This is a genomic window from Sporosarcina sp. USHLN248 (assembly GCF_037144575.1).
Taxonomy (GTDB): domain Bacteria; phylum Bacillota; class Bacilli; order Bacillales_A; family Planococcaceae; genus Sporosarcina; species Sporosarcina contaminans.
Map to the genome: position 1 here is coordinate 1 of NZ_JBBCZC010000027.1, position 14527 is coordinate 14527.

General features: G+C 43.5%; 13 protein-coding genes and 1 rRNA gene. All 14 read right to left on the reverse strand.

All coding sequences use genetic code 11. The features are described 5' to 3' along the window. Positions 1-111: ribosomal RNA gene (locus tag WFH04_RS11840) — 16S ribosomal RNA — on the reverse strand; the annotation flags it as partial. 393 nt (positions 112-504) lie between these two features. Continuing rightward, a complete protein-coding gene (gene lysS / locus WFH04_RS11845; protein WP_336824266.1) occupies positions 505-1995 on the reverse strand; it encodes a lysine--tRNA ligase in 1491 nt (496 codons plus the stop codon). A gap of 226 nt (positions 1996-2221) precedes the next feature. Next, the gene (folK, locus tag WFH04_RS11850) at positions 2222-2731 is read right to left on the reverse strand and encodes a 2-amino-4-hydroxy-6-hydroxymethyldihydropteridine diphosphokinase (protein ID WP_336824267.1); all 510 of its coding nucleotides are present in this window, start codon (positions 2729-2731) and stop codon (positions 2222-2224) included. Next, the gene (gene folB, locus WFH04_RS11855) at positions 2728-3096 is read right to left on the reverse strand and encodes a dihydroneopterin aldolase (protein ID WP_336824268.1); all 369 of its coding nucleotides are present in this window, start codon (positions 3094-3096) and stop codon (positions 2728-2730) included. The genes folK and folB overlap by 4 nt, the downstream gene beginning before the upstream one ends. A gap of 14 nt (positions 3097-3110) precedes the next feature. Further along, positions 3111-3971 carry a dihydropteroate synthase gene (gene folP / locus WFH04_RS11860; protein ID WP_336824269.1) on the reverse strand — a complete coding sequence of 287 codons (861 nt, stop codon included), beginning with the start codon at positions 3969-3971 and terminating at the stop codon, positions 3111-3113. 5 nt (positions 3972-3976) lie between these two features. Further along, the gene (gene pabC, locus WFH04_RS11865; protein ID WP_336824270.1) at positions 3977-4828 is read right to left on the reverse strand and encodes an aminodeoxychorismate lyase; all 852 of its coding nucleotides are present in this window, start codon (positions 4826-4828) and stop codon (positions 3977-3979) included. Then, positions 4825-6228, reverse strand: coding sequence for an anthranilate synthase component I family protein (locus WFH04_RS11870; RefSeq protein ID WP_336824271.1), 1404 nt, complete (start codon positions 6226-6228; stop codon positions 4825-4827). The genes pabC and WFH04_RS11870 overlap by 4 nt, the downstream gene beginning before the upstream one ends. A gap of 109 nt (positions 6229-6337) precedes the next feature. Further along, positions 6338-7264 (reverse strand): cysteine synthase A, encoded by a 927-nt coding sequence (gene cysK / locus WFH04_RS11875; protein WP_336824272.1) that lies wholly within the window; start codon positions 7262-7264, stop codon positions 6338-6340. A gap of 183 nt (positions 7265-7447) precedes the next feature. Continuing rightward, complete coding sequence (locus WFH04_RS11880) at positions 7448-8377, reverse strand: peptidyl-prolyl cis-trans isomerase (protein ID WP_336824273.1); 930 nt, start codon at positions 8375-8377, stop codon at positions 7448-7450. After that, complete coding sequence (gene hslO, locus WFH04_RS11885; protein ID WP_336824274.1) at positions 8352-9242, reverse strand: Hsp33 family molecular chaperone HslO; 891 nt, start codon at positions 9240-9242, stop codon at positions 8352-8354. The genes WFH04_RS11880 and hslO overlap by 26 nt, the downstream gene beginning before the upstream one ends. A gap of 12 nt (positions 9243-9254) precedes the next feature. Beyond that, entirely contained in the window at positions 9255-10019 is a 765-nt protein-coding gene (locus WFH04_RS11890; RefSeq protein WP_336824275.1) for a type III pantothenate kinase, read from the reverse strand. Between the two features lie 269 nt (positions 10020-10288). Next, positions 10289-12298 carry an ATP-dependent zinc metalloprotease FtsH gene (ftsH, locus tag WFH04_RS11895; protein WP_336824276.1) on the reverse strand — a complete coding sequence of 670 codons (2010 nt, stop codon included), beginning with the start codon at positions 12296-12298 and terminating at the stop codon, positions 10289-10291. Between the two features lie 231 nt (positions 12299-12529). Then, entirely contained in the window at positions 12530-13072 is a 543-nt protein-coding gene (gene hpt, locus WFH04_RS11900) for a hypoxanthine phosphoribosyltransferase (protein WP_336824277.1), read from the reverse strand. Continuing rightward, positions 13066-14499, reverse strand: coding sequence for a tRNA lysidine(34) synthetase TilS (tilS, locus tag WFH04_RS11905; RefSeq protein ID WP_336824278.1), 1434 nt, complete (start codon positions 14497-14499; stop codon positions 13066-13068). The genes hpt and tilS overlap by 7 nt, the downstream gene beginning before the upstream one ends. Between the last annotated feature and the right edge of the window lie 28 nt (positions 14500-14527).

The window sequence follows — 14527 nt, forward strand, 5'->3', positions numbered from 1 at the left end:
CACCCGTCCGCCGCTAATCTCAAGGAGCAAGCTCCCATCGATTCGCTCGACTTGCATGTATTAGGCACGCCGCCAGCGTTCGTCCTGAGCCAGGATCAAACTCTCCATAAAAGAGAAATTCGAATAGCTCGAGTTTCTTGCTGGCATCTTGTTAAGATGTCAATTTTGAATCCGAAGATTCGTTTTGTCTCTTCCGCCGACGGGGTCGGCTTTGAGACTTTATTTGTTGACGTTTTGCTGTTCAGTTTTCAAGGTTCATTTCGTTACCTCTTAGAGAAGCAACTCTTATATAATATCACTTTGCGTTTTTCATGTCAACAACTTTTCTAAAAAACTTTTAAAGTTGTTTTTGTTTGTTTCGTTTATTGGAAACGCAACGTTATTTACTATATCAGCTTGTCTTTTTGAATGCAATACTTTTTCCGGAAAAAGAATATTCTTTTATTTCCTCGAAAAGAAAAGCTGCACAAGGCTTATGTATCCAGCATTGTACAGCTTTATAACTTATTCTTTTGAGCGCATCTGAGGGAATAGAAGGATATCGCGAATTGATTGTGCATTTGTCAACAGCATGACAAGACGATCGACACCTATGCCGAGTCCTCCTGTTGGCGGCAAACCATATTCTAATGCTTCTATGAAATCTTCATCCATTTCATGTGCTTCATCATTGCCTTGTTCTTTTTCAATTAACTGCGCTTCGAAACGTTTGCGCTGATCGATTGGATCGTTCAGTTCAGTGAAGGCGTTCGCATGCTCACGTCTTACAATAAACAACTCAAAGCGATCTGTGAATCGGCTGTCTTCTGAATTTTTCTTAGCTAAAGGAGAAATCTCAACCGGATGTCCATAGATGAATGTTGGTTGAACAAGTTGCTCTTCCACTTTCTGTTCAAAAAACTCATTTAAAATATGTCCGACTTCCATCATATTCGTAATTTCAATGCCGTGTTCCTTTGCAAGTTCACGTGCCTCTTCAACAGACATCTCTTTCCAGAAATCTACACCTGTATATTCTTTTACGGCATCCGCCATGTGCAGACGCTTCCAGCCAGGAGATAAATCAATGATATCTTCACCGTACTGCACTTGTGTTGTTCCTAAAACTTCTTGTGCAATATGGGCGATCATATTTTCCGTCAGTTCCATGATATCTTTGTAATCAGCATACGCTGCATATAGCTCAATCATTGTAAATTCCGGATTATGGCGAGTCGATATCCCTTCGTTTCGGAAAACCCGCCCGATTTCATATACTTTTTCAAGACCGCCGACAATAAGGCGTTTCAAATGAAGTTCGATCGCAATTCGCATATAGAGCGTCATGTCCAATGCGTTGTGATGAGTAATGAAAGGGCGTGCACTTGCTCCGCCGGCAATCGAATGCAACATTGGCGTCTCCACTTCAAGATAGCCTTGTCCATCCAAATAGCGGCGCATCGATTGGATAATACGACTTCTTGTAATAAACGTCTCCCTGCTCTCTTCAGAAGAGATTAAATCTAAGTATCTTTGGCGATATCTTTGCTCAATGTCTTTTAAGCCATGAAACTTATCCGGCAACGGACGGAGTGCTTTCGTTAAAAATGTAAACTCAGTTGCTTTAATGGAAAGTTCTCCAACCTTCGTTTTGAAAACATTCCCTTTTACTCCGACAATGTCGCCGAGATCAGCGTCAGTGAATAATTCATACGCTTCTTCTCCCACGGCATCTTGACGGACATATATTTGAATTTGGCCACCAAGGTCTTGAAGGTGGGCAAAGCCAGCTTTTCCTTTGCCGCGTTTTGTCATGATCCGTCCCGCAATGCTTACTTCATGAGGTGTTTCATCCAACTCCTCTTTAGAAAGTTCATCATATGCTTCACGAACCTCATTAGAAAGATGGGTCCTTTCATATCTTGAGCCGAATGGATCCAAACCTTTTTCCCTAAGTTCATCCATCTTCTGGCGTCTCACCAAAAGCTGATCGTTCAATTCATCCAAATGGGACATTTCCTTCACTCCTTCTTCAGTTATCCCTCACGCCGGATGGCATGTTCCTATTGTACACAATCTTTCTATGTAAAAAAAGCCGCCACAATTATGGCGGCATCGTTTGTCAACCACTTATAGCGGTCGTTCTCCTTTAGTCGTTTGCTTTCGACACCTATCATCACCGAGAATCCATCCTATATACCACAAACGAACTGAAGGAGAACTTGATAAATATGTAAGCCATTTATTTCAAAAAGCTTTCAGCTCCCGTTATTTTTTTCCAACAACGAACGCCGCTGTCATTTACAGCAGGTTCTTCTGAAAATGGCACACCTGTAGCTGGATGGCTAATTCCGGGAGCGATTTCTAACAAGGGTACAAGTACAAACGCTCGCTCATGCATGCGCGGATGCGGTACAACTAAGTTCTCCGTTTCAATATTGTCGTTATTATACAGCAAAATGTCAAGGTCTACAGTTCTTGGGCCCCATCTAATTTCCCGGACACGGCCAAGTCCGTTTTCGATCTGCTGGCAAACTTTCAATAGTTCTTGCACCTTTAGTTCAGTATTGACACAAACGGCTAAATTTAAAAAATCTGCTTGATCAATGTAGCCGACCGGGGATGTCTCGTAAATAGAAGATACATCCGCCACTTCAATCTTTTCATTGGAATGAAGTGCGTGAACTGCTTCCTTTAAATGTTCATATCGATCTCCTATATTGGAGCCGATCGATAAATAGGCTGTATTCAAACGAATTGCCCCCTTGTAATCTCAACAGATACAGAAGCATAATGTCCCGGAATGGGAGGGTCAGGTTTGATAAGCAATACTTTCACGCCGGAAACGAACTCCTTGAATTCCTTCAAAAGCGCATCGGCAATTTGTTCAGCGACCGCTTCGATCAGCTTATATGGCTTCCCTTCCACAATTGATCGACAAATTGCATATACTTCTGCATAATTCACTGTCTTGCCCAGATCATCCGATTTCCCCGCCTTACTCGTATCTACCGCAAGAGAGACGGTTGCTCGAAAACGCTGACCAATCTTTGTCTCTTCCATCAGTACTCCGTGGTATCCGTAAAACTCCATTTCATTGACGTGGATATAATCCATCTCCGCTGCCTCCTTCAGAAATCCTTATCTTCGACATTTGATTTTCCCGTCAGTACATCCATCATTCGGACCATGCGGCTAATCGCCTTCACATCATGCACACGCATAATGTGACAGCCATGCTCAACCCCATAGCAAACCGTTGCGCCTGTACCTTCCATTCTTTCCTCAACCGGCAAATTCAAAATATTGCCGATCATCGACTTCCGTGAAGTTCCTAATAAAACCGGGTATCCCATTTCTGCAATTCGGTCCAACCCTCTCATCGCCAACACGTTCTGCTCAGTGTCTTTCGCGAAGCCAATGCCAGGATCGAGCCAAATATTTCCTTCCGGCACTCCCGCCAACCGCGCAATCTCTATGCTTTCGGATAAGTCACTAATTATTTCTTCTATAAACGGACCAGCATACTTCGCTATTTCCCGGTTATGCATTAGTATGATCGGTGCACCATAAGTTGCCGCCACTTCCGCGATTCTGCGTTCACGTTTTGCGCCCCAAATATCGTTAATGATCTTCGCGCCAGCTTTTAGCGCTTCTTCCGCCACATCCGCCTTATATGTATCTATTGAGATGACGCAATCCAATTCCCTTGTCAATGCCTCGATGACTGGGGCTGTCCGTTCCATTTCTTCCTCCAATGAAACCGGCGCATGCCCCGGTCTTGTAGACTCCCCACCAATATCAATTATTTTTGCGCCATCCTTCAGCATTTGTTCTGCATGCTTTAACGCCGCATCGATCTGTGCATACTTGCCTCCATCGGAAAAGGAATCAGGAGTCACATTCAAAATTCCCATGATGACGGTTTCTTTTCCAAAATCCCATTCTGTATTTCCAAAACGATATCTTTCTTTTGCATTCGCCAATTCCAACACATTCATCCTTCTTTCATATTCTCGACAGCCTCGCTATATAGACCGTGCAAATTTTCATAATAAACCCCTGATGCTCCAGGAAATAGCCGATCTCCTATTTTTCTTAACGGTACAATCTCTTGAACCGCATTGGATACGAATGCTTCATCCGCATTCTCAACCTCTTTTTTATCAAAACACCCTTCATGAACAGCTATGCCAATCTCATTCGCTAACTGGATCATGTAAGCCCGGGTCGTTCCCGGTAAAATTCCAGTGTCAATAGAAGGAGTGAACAACTCTCCGTCCTTCATCCAAAAAACATTCGACGTCACACCTTCTGCCACGTAACCTTCTTTAGTTAAAAAGATGCCTTCCTTCTCCTTTAAAGAAGGCAATTCCAGCCGACCACGCACATTATTTAAGAAATTATGCGATTTCTGCCTCACACCGCTTTCCGGAAGATTCCTCGGCGTTTGAAGAAAAACAGCCTCTTTCTCGGTGCCTCTTGGCGCAACGAATAGTTCTTTTCGAAATAAAATTACGTTCGGTTCTTTATATTCCGAGGGAGATAGACCAATGTCATGGACGCCCGCCGAAACATTCAGCCGAAAATAGCCATCGGTGCCTCCCGAAAGGTGGTCTAATTTACCGACTGCCTCTAAAATTGCCTCATCGGTATATGGCATTTCAATTCGATATTCTAATAGCGCTTCCCGCAATCTGTCCATATGTGCTTTAAATAAAAACACCTTGCCCTCATACGTTCGGAATGTCTCAAAAAAACCGACCCCATACAAGAAACCGTGATCGAATGGTGAAATCCGCATTTCCTCCGATGGCATATATTTTCCGTTAAAAAAACAGTACGTCATTTAACCAAATCCTTTTCCGCCATGCGCTTCGCCTGCCAAAGCGCCTTTGCCTTATTTAAAGACTCTTTATATTCGGCTTCCGGAATCGAATCAGCAACGAGGCCGGCTCCTGCCTGAATATGTGCAACACCATTTTTTACATACGCTGTCCGAATAACAATGTTGAACTCCATATCTCCGTTAAACCCGATCCAGCCGATCGAACCAGTATATAAGCCTCTCCTGTTCGGTTCTAACTCTTCAATAATTTCCATCGTCCTAAGCTTTGGCTGCCCCGTAATTGAACCACCGGGAAAAAGTCCTTTTATAATTTCCGCATTTGACATGCCTTCTTTTGCAGTCCCTCTTACGTTCGATACTAAATGCATGACATGTGAATACCTTTCAATGACCATAAATTCATTTACTTCCACCGTATTATTTTCGCAAACTCGTTCAAAATCTTCGCGTTCCACTTCGACAAGCATTACATGCTCGCCTTTTTCCTTTTTATTAGACAATAATTCTTTTTCAAGATTGATATCTTCTTCATCAGTCTTTCCTCGCGGCCTTGTGCCTCCAATCGGACGAGTGCTCAATTCGGTGCCCCGTTTTTTAAGCAATAGCTCAGGCGAACCGGAAACGACAGCAAAATCTTCAGCTCCGATAAATGCCATATATGGCGATGGATTTACCTTCCGCAGTTGTTCATACATCGTTAGAGGCGTCACAGTTAATCTATCCGATTGGCGGACGGATAAATTCACTTGAGTCACTTCACCTTGCTCGATGTATGTTTGTACATCACGAACCATTTGCTCAAATTGCGGGCCGGAAACGGAAACATCAATCCTTTCTGGTGCCAAAATATCTCTCGGGATATCAGTATGTCTACATCCTTCATTTGCAGATGCCGCCTCCAACCACTGCTCTGCCAAACGATTAGGATCCAATCCACGATCTGGCAATGTCATGAAATATGCAGACTCCTTTTCAATATCCAAAACCGCCCAACGATCAAACAAATAAAATTGCAAATCCGGCGTCTGCAAATCGTCCACCGCAATATTGGGGATCGGCTCATACCTGCGTGCATAGTCATAGCTCACAAAACCAATCGGACCGCCTTGAAAATCGGGCAACTCCGAATCATACGCTATGTTCAGCGAGCTTACCCATTCATTAACAACAGAAAGCGGATCTCCATCTTTCTTCTCTTTTTTGCCATCACGCCAAATGAATTCCAATGATTCACCCGGCATCGCACGGAAAGTGACGAGCGGATCGATGCCAGCAATGCATAATTTCCCCGAACGGCCACTCTCTAATAGTGCATGCTGTAGGCTTTTCTTTGCCAATTCTTTGTACGCATAAAAAAACTGATCTTTTGTCATGTTTACCTTTTTATATTCAGGATTCATCGCCATTCCCCCATTAATCAATCTATCAACATCTTAACGTCTGCTTATCAATTTAGGATACCATTAAGCATAAAAAAAAGAGAGAGCATAAGCCCTCTCAAATAAGTTTTTATTCTTCGTCAAAATGATAAAGCGGGGTGCTTAAATAGCGCTCGCCATTGGACGGTAGAATGGCGACCACTTTTTTCCCTTTTCCAAGCTCTTTTGCCACTTGTAACGCTGCAAAAATAGCCGCTCCGGAAGAAACACCACCTAAGATCCCTTCTTCCCGCGCTGCACGTCTTGCAGTATCATATGCGTCATCATTTGACACTTGAATGATTTCATCGTAAATATCTGTATCCAATACTTTTGGAACGAAACCGGCACCGATTCCTTGGATTTTATGAGGTCCCGGCTGGCCTCCTGAAAGAACTGGAGAGTCGGAAGGTTCTACTGCGACGATTTTCACTTCTGGGAAACGCTCTTTTAACACAGAACCCGCACCTGTAATCGTTCCGCCTGTACCGATGCCTGAAATGAACGCATCCACCCTGTCCAATGCATCCGCAATTTCCGGGCCAGTCGTGAGGCGATGAACTTCAGGATTCGCTTCATTGTTAAACTGTTGAGGCATGAACCATCCATTTTTCTCGGACAATTCTTCAGCCTTGGCAATCGCGCCTTTCATCCCTTCTGCGCCTGGCGTCAACACTAAATCTGCACCATAAGCACGCAATAAATTCCGTCGCTCTAAGCTCATCGTGTCAGGCATGACGAGTACTGCCTTATATCCTTTTGCAGCTGCGATCATGGCCAATCCAATTCCGGTATTGCCGCTCGTCGGCTCAATGATTGTGCTGCCTTCCTTCAGTTCACCGGACTTTTCAGCTGCTTCAATCATTGCAAGTGCGATTCTGTCCTTTACACTTGATCCCGGGTTGAAGTACTCCAATTTCAAATAAATCTCCGCATCATCCGCCCCTGATAAACGGTTCAATTTGACAAGAGGCGTTTTGCCAACAAGATCTGCAATCGTGTTTCCGACTATACTCATTGTTCTTCCTCCCAATCCCTACTTGTTTGATATGATTTATTGTATTAATCATACAACTTCTTGGTGACAACTGTCAATCGCAAGTCTTCTCTCTCTTCCTTTCCCTTTACACAATTGGATTAATCTAAATTTTCGAGGCAAAAAAAACGTCCACGCCCTTTTTAGGCGCATGGACGGCATTTTTTATTTCCCATAAAACCACTTTGCGTCAAATTCTTTCCAAAATGCTTCTGGATTCACAGATTGTGAGAGTTGCTCAAGCGCCAATTCACGCTTAATATGCTCTTTCACATCCTTGAATGAAAACGATTGACCTTCAATCACTTCATTTACACGAACAATTGCATATGTACCATCTTCCAAACTTATGACTTTACTAACCTTGCCTTCTTTCGTTCCTTCGGCAGCTTTATAAATTGCCGGATCCACCGTTTCTGTCGTCGCATTAATATATCCGATATCTCCGCCTAAATTAGCTGATGACAAATCAACAGAACGCTCCTTCGCTAACGCATCGAAATTGGAGCCTTTAGATAATTCGTCGAGCGCTTGCTCCGCTTCCTTTTTCGTCGGTACGATTATAATGGAGGTTCTATATGCTGTTAAAATATTATATAGCTGTTCATTTTCCTCATAAAACTTCTTTGCGGATTCATCGCTAATGACGACATCATTCGTCAAAACCTTTTCCAGAATAAGTGTGGAGCGGATTTTCTGCCGTGTCTGTTCCACATCCAAGCCGGAATGGAACCTTCCATCTACAGAGGTGATCAGCGATAATTCAAGCTCTATTTCCTCGTCCGTAACCTTAATACCGTACTTTTCGGCAGCTGTTTCCATTACTTTTTCATTTACTAACTCCAAAAGCACTTCCCGTCCAACTTCTTTTTCCATTGCGGTCATCCATTCCTGCCGAGTAATCGGTTCCCCTGCCACCGAAGCAACCTCTTCAGGAGGCTGCTCCGATTTGTTAGGGATCAGAAAAGCGATGAACCATAGCAAGTTGCCGGCTAACAGTATGCCAATCAGTACTAATAACGGCTTCGTCTTCAGTCTTCTCTTCTGCCCCGGCGGATTCGGAGCAGAATTATTCCGATTTCGCCCGTAGTTCATCAATGAAACCTTCCAACTCGTCTTTTGCAAATAAATATTTCTCGCCGCAGAAATGGCATTCTGCTTCCGCTTGACCGTCCTCATCAATCATTTCGCGAATTTCCTGTTCCCCCAACCCAAGAATTGCCGTACCGAATCGTTCTTTTGAGCAATTGCATGAGAACTCAACATCCACTTTTTCAAGGATCTCTACATTGTTCGATCCTAATACTTCGCTTAAAATCTCTTCTGGCGTTAAGCCACGATCAATTAATTTAGAAATCGGCTCAACGTTGGCAATTCTCTCTTCTAAAAGACTAATCGTTTCATCTGTAGCTCCTGGCATCACTTGGATAATAAATCCTCCAGCAGCTTTTACTGTGTTGTCGGGATTTACTAAAACGCCCAACGCCACAGCGGAAGGAACTTGTTCGGATACAACAAAATATTGGGTAAAATCTTCTGCCACTTCACCAGAAACAATTGGAACTTGCCCTGTAAAGAAATCGCGCAACCCCAAGTCCTTTACTACTGTCAGCATACCTTCCGTTCCGACAGCTCTCCTGACATCCAACTTCCCTTTGTCATTTAAATCGAAATGAGTTTGAGGGGATGTTGCATAGCCACGGACCTCTCCTTTGGCATTTGCATCGACAACGATAGGACCAATCGGGCCTCCGCCTTCAATTTTAATCGTCAATTTCTCTTCGCCCTTCATCATGGCACCCATCATGACACCCGCTGTCATCGTACGTCCTAAAGCGGCTGTAGCAGTCGGCCAAACATGATGTCTTCTTTGCGCCTCTCCGACAGTTTCAGTAGTGCGGGCCGCATACGCTCGGATTGTCCCATTAAATGATAATGCCTTCACTAAGTAGTCTTTCATGTAATATCTCCTTTAAACGTTTCTTTCGTAGATCAAGTGCAATCCTTTCAAAGTAAGGAAATTGTCTACGATATCAATCGACTTCGTTTCGCTCGCGATCAGTTCAGCAAGACCGCCTGTCGCAATGACTGTCGGCTCCACCTTACTTTGAGCCTTCATCCTCTCTACAATACCCTCTACTAACCCGACATATCCAAAAACGATGCCCGATTGCATCGCCGAAACGGTGTTCTTCCCAATAATATGTTCCGGACGCGTCAGTTCAACACGTGGCAATTTCGATGCCCGGTCGAATAGCGCCTCCATGGAAATGCCTATGCCTGGTGCGATCGCCCCACCCATATATTCACTTTTTTCATTCACATAACAGAAAGTCGTTGCTGTCCCAAAATCAACGATCACTAACGGACTGCCATACTCATGGATTGCCGCCACCGCATTAACGATCCGATCAGCCCCAACTTCCCGGGGATTTTCATATTTAATATTCAAACCTGTCTTCAAACCTGGGCCCACGATCAGCGGCCGTAAATTAAAATATTTTTTGCACATTTGCTCCAACGGAAACATGACCGGCGGAACAACCGATGAAATAATGATGCCGTTAATATCTTCAAAACGGAGACCTACATGTGAAAACATCGACTTTACAGACATTGCATACTCATCTTCTGTCCGATGTCGATACGTTTCCATTCTCCAATGGTATTTCAAATCCCCTTGTTCATAAACGCCGAGGACAATATTTGTATTCCCTGTATCCAACACTAATATCATATTCTTTTCCTCGCTAACTTCGACATTTTCCAAAACATCATACCACAATGGACAGAGAGTATAAAAGCAACTGACAACATGCAATCAACTTCTATTTATTTTTGAATCCATCCGATCAAGGCAATTACTTGTAGTTTCCGCTTTGAATTAAGATGTTGCGCAAAGTCTATGCAAAATCTTTTTGACATCGCTTGATTTTTTTACGTGAAAATAAAAAGCACCCTATCAAAAAACAGCCAACCGCCATTAATCGGTTGACTGTTATAAGATCAATCTCTTCTTTGCTCATCAATTGGAGGGAGTGTGCGATCCGTCGATTCTTCCTTCGGTAAATCTGCAACGGAAGGATCATTCGGCGCACCCGTTGAATCCGGATTCACTTCATCGTCTGTATTTTCATCGGCTTGTTTGTTACCATTTCCGTTTTGTTCATACGAACGTTCTGGTAATGTACCGTGATCTTTCAAATGATTAATTTGTTCCGCATCCAATGTTTCCACTTCAAGAAGCGTAGTCGCAATCAAATCAAGCAATTTACGGTTATCCGTTAAGATTTTTCTTGTCCGCTCGTATTGCTCTTTAATGATCCGCTGCATTTCTTGGTCAATCTCATAAGCAATTGACTCGGAATAATTCTGCTCGGAATTAAAGTCTCTACCAAGGAACACATTTCCGCCTTGGCTTTGGCCAAATTGCATTGGACCTAACTTATCGCTCATCCCGTACTCAGTTACCATCGAACGGGCAATGCCAGTCGCACGTTGGAAGTCGTTATGAGCGCCAGTTGACACTTCGCCTAAAACGATTTCTTCAGCGACACGGCCGCCAAGCAAACCGGAAATTTTGTCAAGCAACTCCGGCTTTGTCATGAAGTAGCGATCTTCTTTCGGAAGCATAACCGCATATCCACCCGCTTGACCGCGCGGTACGATTGTAACCTTATGCACGATTTCCGCATCATCTAACATAAGCCCGACGACGACGTGACCTGCTTCGTGGAAAGCAACAATATTTTTCTCTTTTTCGGAGATGACTCGGCTTGTTTTCGCAGGACCAGCAATTACACGATCCGTCGCCTCGTCAATATCAGCCATATCAATCTTCGGTTTCTTGCGTCTTGCTGCGACGAGCGCAGCTTCGTTCAGCAAGTTTTCAAGATCCGCTCCTGAGAATCCTGGCGTGCGCTGTGCAAGTGCCTTCATATTGACAGAATCGTCAAGAGGCTTATTGCGTGCGTGCACTTTCAAGACTGCTTCGCGTCCTTTTACATCTGGACGACCGACTGTAATTTGACGGTCAAAGCGTCCCGGACGAAGCAATGCCGGATCTAAAATATCAGGTCGGTTCGTAGCAGCAACGATAATAATACCTTCATTGCCATCAAAGCCATCCATTTCAACTAAAAGCTGGTTCAATGTTTGTTCACGTTCATCATGACCGCCGCCAAGACCTGCGCCCCGTTGACGACCAACAGCATCTATCTCATCAATGAAAATGATACATGGCGCATTTTTTTTCGCATTTTCAAACAAATCACGAACTCGGGATGCACCGACACCGACGAACATTTCAACAAAGTCAGAACCAGAAATCGAGAAGAATGGAACGCCCGCTTCACCAGCTACCGCACGTGCCAATAACGTTTTACCTGTACCTGGAGGTCCTACCAGCAAAATACCTTTTGGAATACGAGCTCCCAATTCCGAGAATTTTCTGGAGTCCTTCAAGAAGTCAACAACTTCTTCAAGCTCAGCTTTCTCTTCATCCGCTCCCGCTACATCGGAAAAACGGACTTTTTTGCGGTCGTCTGTATGAAGCTTCGCCTTGCTTTTTCCGAAGTTCATCACACGTCCGCCACCGCCGCCTTGCGCTTGATTTAATAAGAAGAAGAAGAGGATGATAATGATGATAAATGGCACTAACCCAGTAAAGAAGGATACCCAAGCACTTGTTTCAGGTGCCTTCAAAATTTCGATTTGGGTGTTGTTCGCTTTGCCAATATCACTAATTTGGTCGATGATCGCTGTATCATTCATCAACGTATTGGTCGTAAACTGCTCACCCTTTTCGGCTCCCTTCAGCACACCTTTAACTTCCAAAACGCTTTGGACAGGTTGGAGCGTCATTTCTTCGACTGCGCCATTTTTTAGCTGTGTGAGAAATTCATCATACCGAATCTCTTTCATCTTCGGATTTGGATTATTTAGCGAACTGAATATCCCCATAATTGCGAGGAAAATCAATCCGTATAATAGAAAGTATCGAAGTATACGATTCATCCCAAGCCTCCTCATTTCTTTCAACAGAAAACTATTGTAAATCTTATCATATAACAGATTCCATCTACAACGAAAATGCCTTTTTCACTTAGGTTGAAAGAAGTGAAATCGGGCAATCACATGTCTCTTCAACAACATCATCAACTACCAACATCCGAATAGCGAACCATATTACGCAAAACGGCGGAAAAAGCTTTCCATCGCCCCTAAGAAAGGTTTGTTGAAAAACTTTCAAAAAGAGTAGATTTCTTTTTTTAATACACCAATATAGGGTAAGTTACGGTACTTTTCTGCATAGTCAAGTCCATATCCTACAACGAAGGCATCTGGAACGAGGAAGCCTACATAATCCGCTTTCAAATCCACTTTTCGGCCTGATGGCTTATCAAGCAAAGTGACAAGTTTGATGGATTTTGCTTTACGGTATTTAAACAATTCTACGAGGTAGTTCAACGTCTTACCGCTGTCAATGATGTCTTCAATAATAAGCACATCGCGTCCTTCGACACTTGTATTCAAGTCTTTTACAATTTTCACTTCGCCTGACGAAACAGTCGCATTCCCATAACTTGAAACATCCATAAAATCAAGCTCAATATGCGCGTCGATATGTTTGATCAAATCGCTCATGAACGGCAACGCTCCTTTTAGTATACCGATTGCAAGCGGAAACTTATCTTGATACTCCTCAGTGAGCTGTAAGCCTAATTCTTTTACTTTTTCTTGTATTTTCTCTTCAGAAATTAATATTTCTTCGATATCTTTCTTTAACATCGAAATTCCTCTCTTCCTAAATTGGGTGATGATGCCTCTTTCATCTTGAATATGTACTTTTCCCTACCCGTCCACTGGTGGGTGAACCGTGTCCCATATCGGATTCCCGGAACTGCGCATATTTCGTGTTGTGCAGTTAGCAGCACAGGTTGCTTCTCTCTCTGCAACGCACCAATTTTTTCATCAATAAATAGCCTCGATAGCCTTTTTGGCTTAGTCATTCCCGGCAGAAGTATCCGATCTCCATTCTGCTTCCCCCGAACATATAAAGGCAATTCGGATTCAGATAAATTAAAAAAGCGGTGCTCCGATGCTGCATCAGCATGCCCGACTCCATCAGCTTCTATTGTGTTCCAATAGAAAAGGACATCCGCCCAGCGTGTCCAAATTCCCTTTGGCAATAATATTACATCTTCACAATTGACTTTCTCATCTTTGACAATGGAAATTCTGCCATACTCCCTTACGAAACGTAAGCCGCGCGGAAGATCAATCGAAACGTTCCCTTCCGCGGATTGCATATGATATTGCAACTGTTCCAACAAGTCATGAGTAAACTCGACAGGTATACTTTCCCCATTATAAAGATACTTCAATAGTAGTGGAATGAGACGGGTTTGTAAAGCAGGGTGCATAGCTGCAAAACGATGTTGTTGGACGGTCGGAAAGCCTTTTTCTGAAATTGTTACGACCGATTGAAATTGTTTTAATGATAACTGCATCAACAAATCATCGTCCTGTTGCAATTTCTTGGTCATCTTCACCGAATTTAAAGCAGCTGCAGGGTTTTCAGATAAAAGCAAAGGCACAATATGGTGCCTAATACGATTTCTTAAATATGCATCGCTATCATTGCTCGGATCCTCTCTGAAAATAGCGCCCTTTTGTACTGTATAGGCATAGAGTTCCCCTTTCTTCGCCAAGAGAAACGGACGAATGAGTATTCCTTGCTCCATTTTCCTTACAGGAAGCATACCTTCCGGCAAACTCCCTTTTGAAATTTGCATAAGGACAGTCTCCAATTGATCCTCCGCATGATGCGCAGTAGCCAACGCATCATAGCGATGTGACTTTAAAATCCTCTTAAAAAATTCGTACCGTCCCTCTCTGCAAATCATCTGGAGATTACCGCCTTCTCTTTCGACAATTTCAGGGACAGGGACCGATCCACCGTAAAAAGGTACCTTTAACTGTTCGCATAACTCTTTAACGAATCTGCCATCCTCTTTAGATTCTTCTCCGCGCAACATATGGTCTACGTGAACGGCTCCAACCTCAATACCCAATTGTTGTTGGTGGTTGGCCATAAAAAGCAAAAGCGCCACCGAATCCACACCACCCGAGCAGGCGATGAGGATTCGCTGACCAGATGTAACGAGTTCTTCTTTTTCGATAAATGCCAAAACCTTGCGCTCGAACTGCTTCATTTTCGATCCTCCACTATTACGTACAATA

Bases quoted from the DNA above. Each gene is read 5' to 3' on its own strand.
- WFH04_RS11880 (WP_336824273.1), bottom strand. From the start codon at position 8,377: ATGAACTACGGGCGAAATCGGAATAATTCTGCTCCGAATCCGCCGGGG.
- pabC (WP_336824270.1), bottom strand. From the start codon at position 4,828: ATGACGTACTGTTTTTTTAACGGAAAATATATGCCATCGGAGGAAATG.
- hslO (WP_336824274.1), bottom strand. From the start codon at position 9,242: ATGAAAGACTACTTAGTGAAGGCATTATCATTTAATGGGACAATCCGA.
- tilS (WP_336824278.1), bottom strand. From the start codon at position 14,499: ATGAAGCAGTTCGAGCGCAAGGTTTTGGCATTTATCGAAAAAGAAGAA.
- lysS (WP_336824266.1), bottom strand. From the start codon at position 1,995: ATGTCCCATTTGGATGAATTGAACGATCAGCTTTTGGTGAGACGCCAG.
- WFH04_RS11870 (WP_336824271.1), bottom strand. From the start codon at position 6,228: ATGAATCCTGAATATAAAAAGGTAAACATGACAAAAGATCAGTTTTTT.
- ftsH (WP_336824276.1), bottom strand. From the start codon at position 12,298: ATGAATCGTATACTTCGATACTTTCTATTATACGGATTGATTTTCCTC.
- WFH04_RS11890 (WP_336824275.1), bottom strand. From the start codon at position 10,019: ATGATATTAGTGTTGGATACAGGGAATACAAATATTGTCCTCGGCGTT.
- folB (WP_336824268.1), bottom strand. From the start codon at position 3,096: ATGGATTATATCCACGTCAATGAAATGGAGTTTTACGGATACCACGGA.
- hpt (WP_336824277.1), bottom strand. From the start codon at position 13,072: ATGTTAAAGAAAGATATCGAAGAAATATTAATTTCTGAAGAGAAAATA.
- cysK (WP_336824272.1), bottom strand. From the start codon at position 7,264: ATGAGTATAGTCGGAAACACGATTGCAGATCTTGTTGGCAAAACGCCT.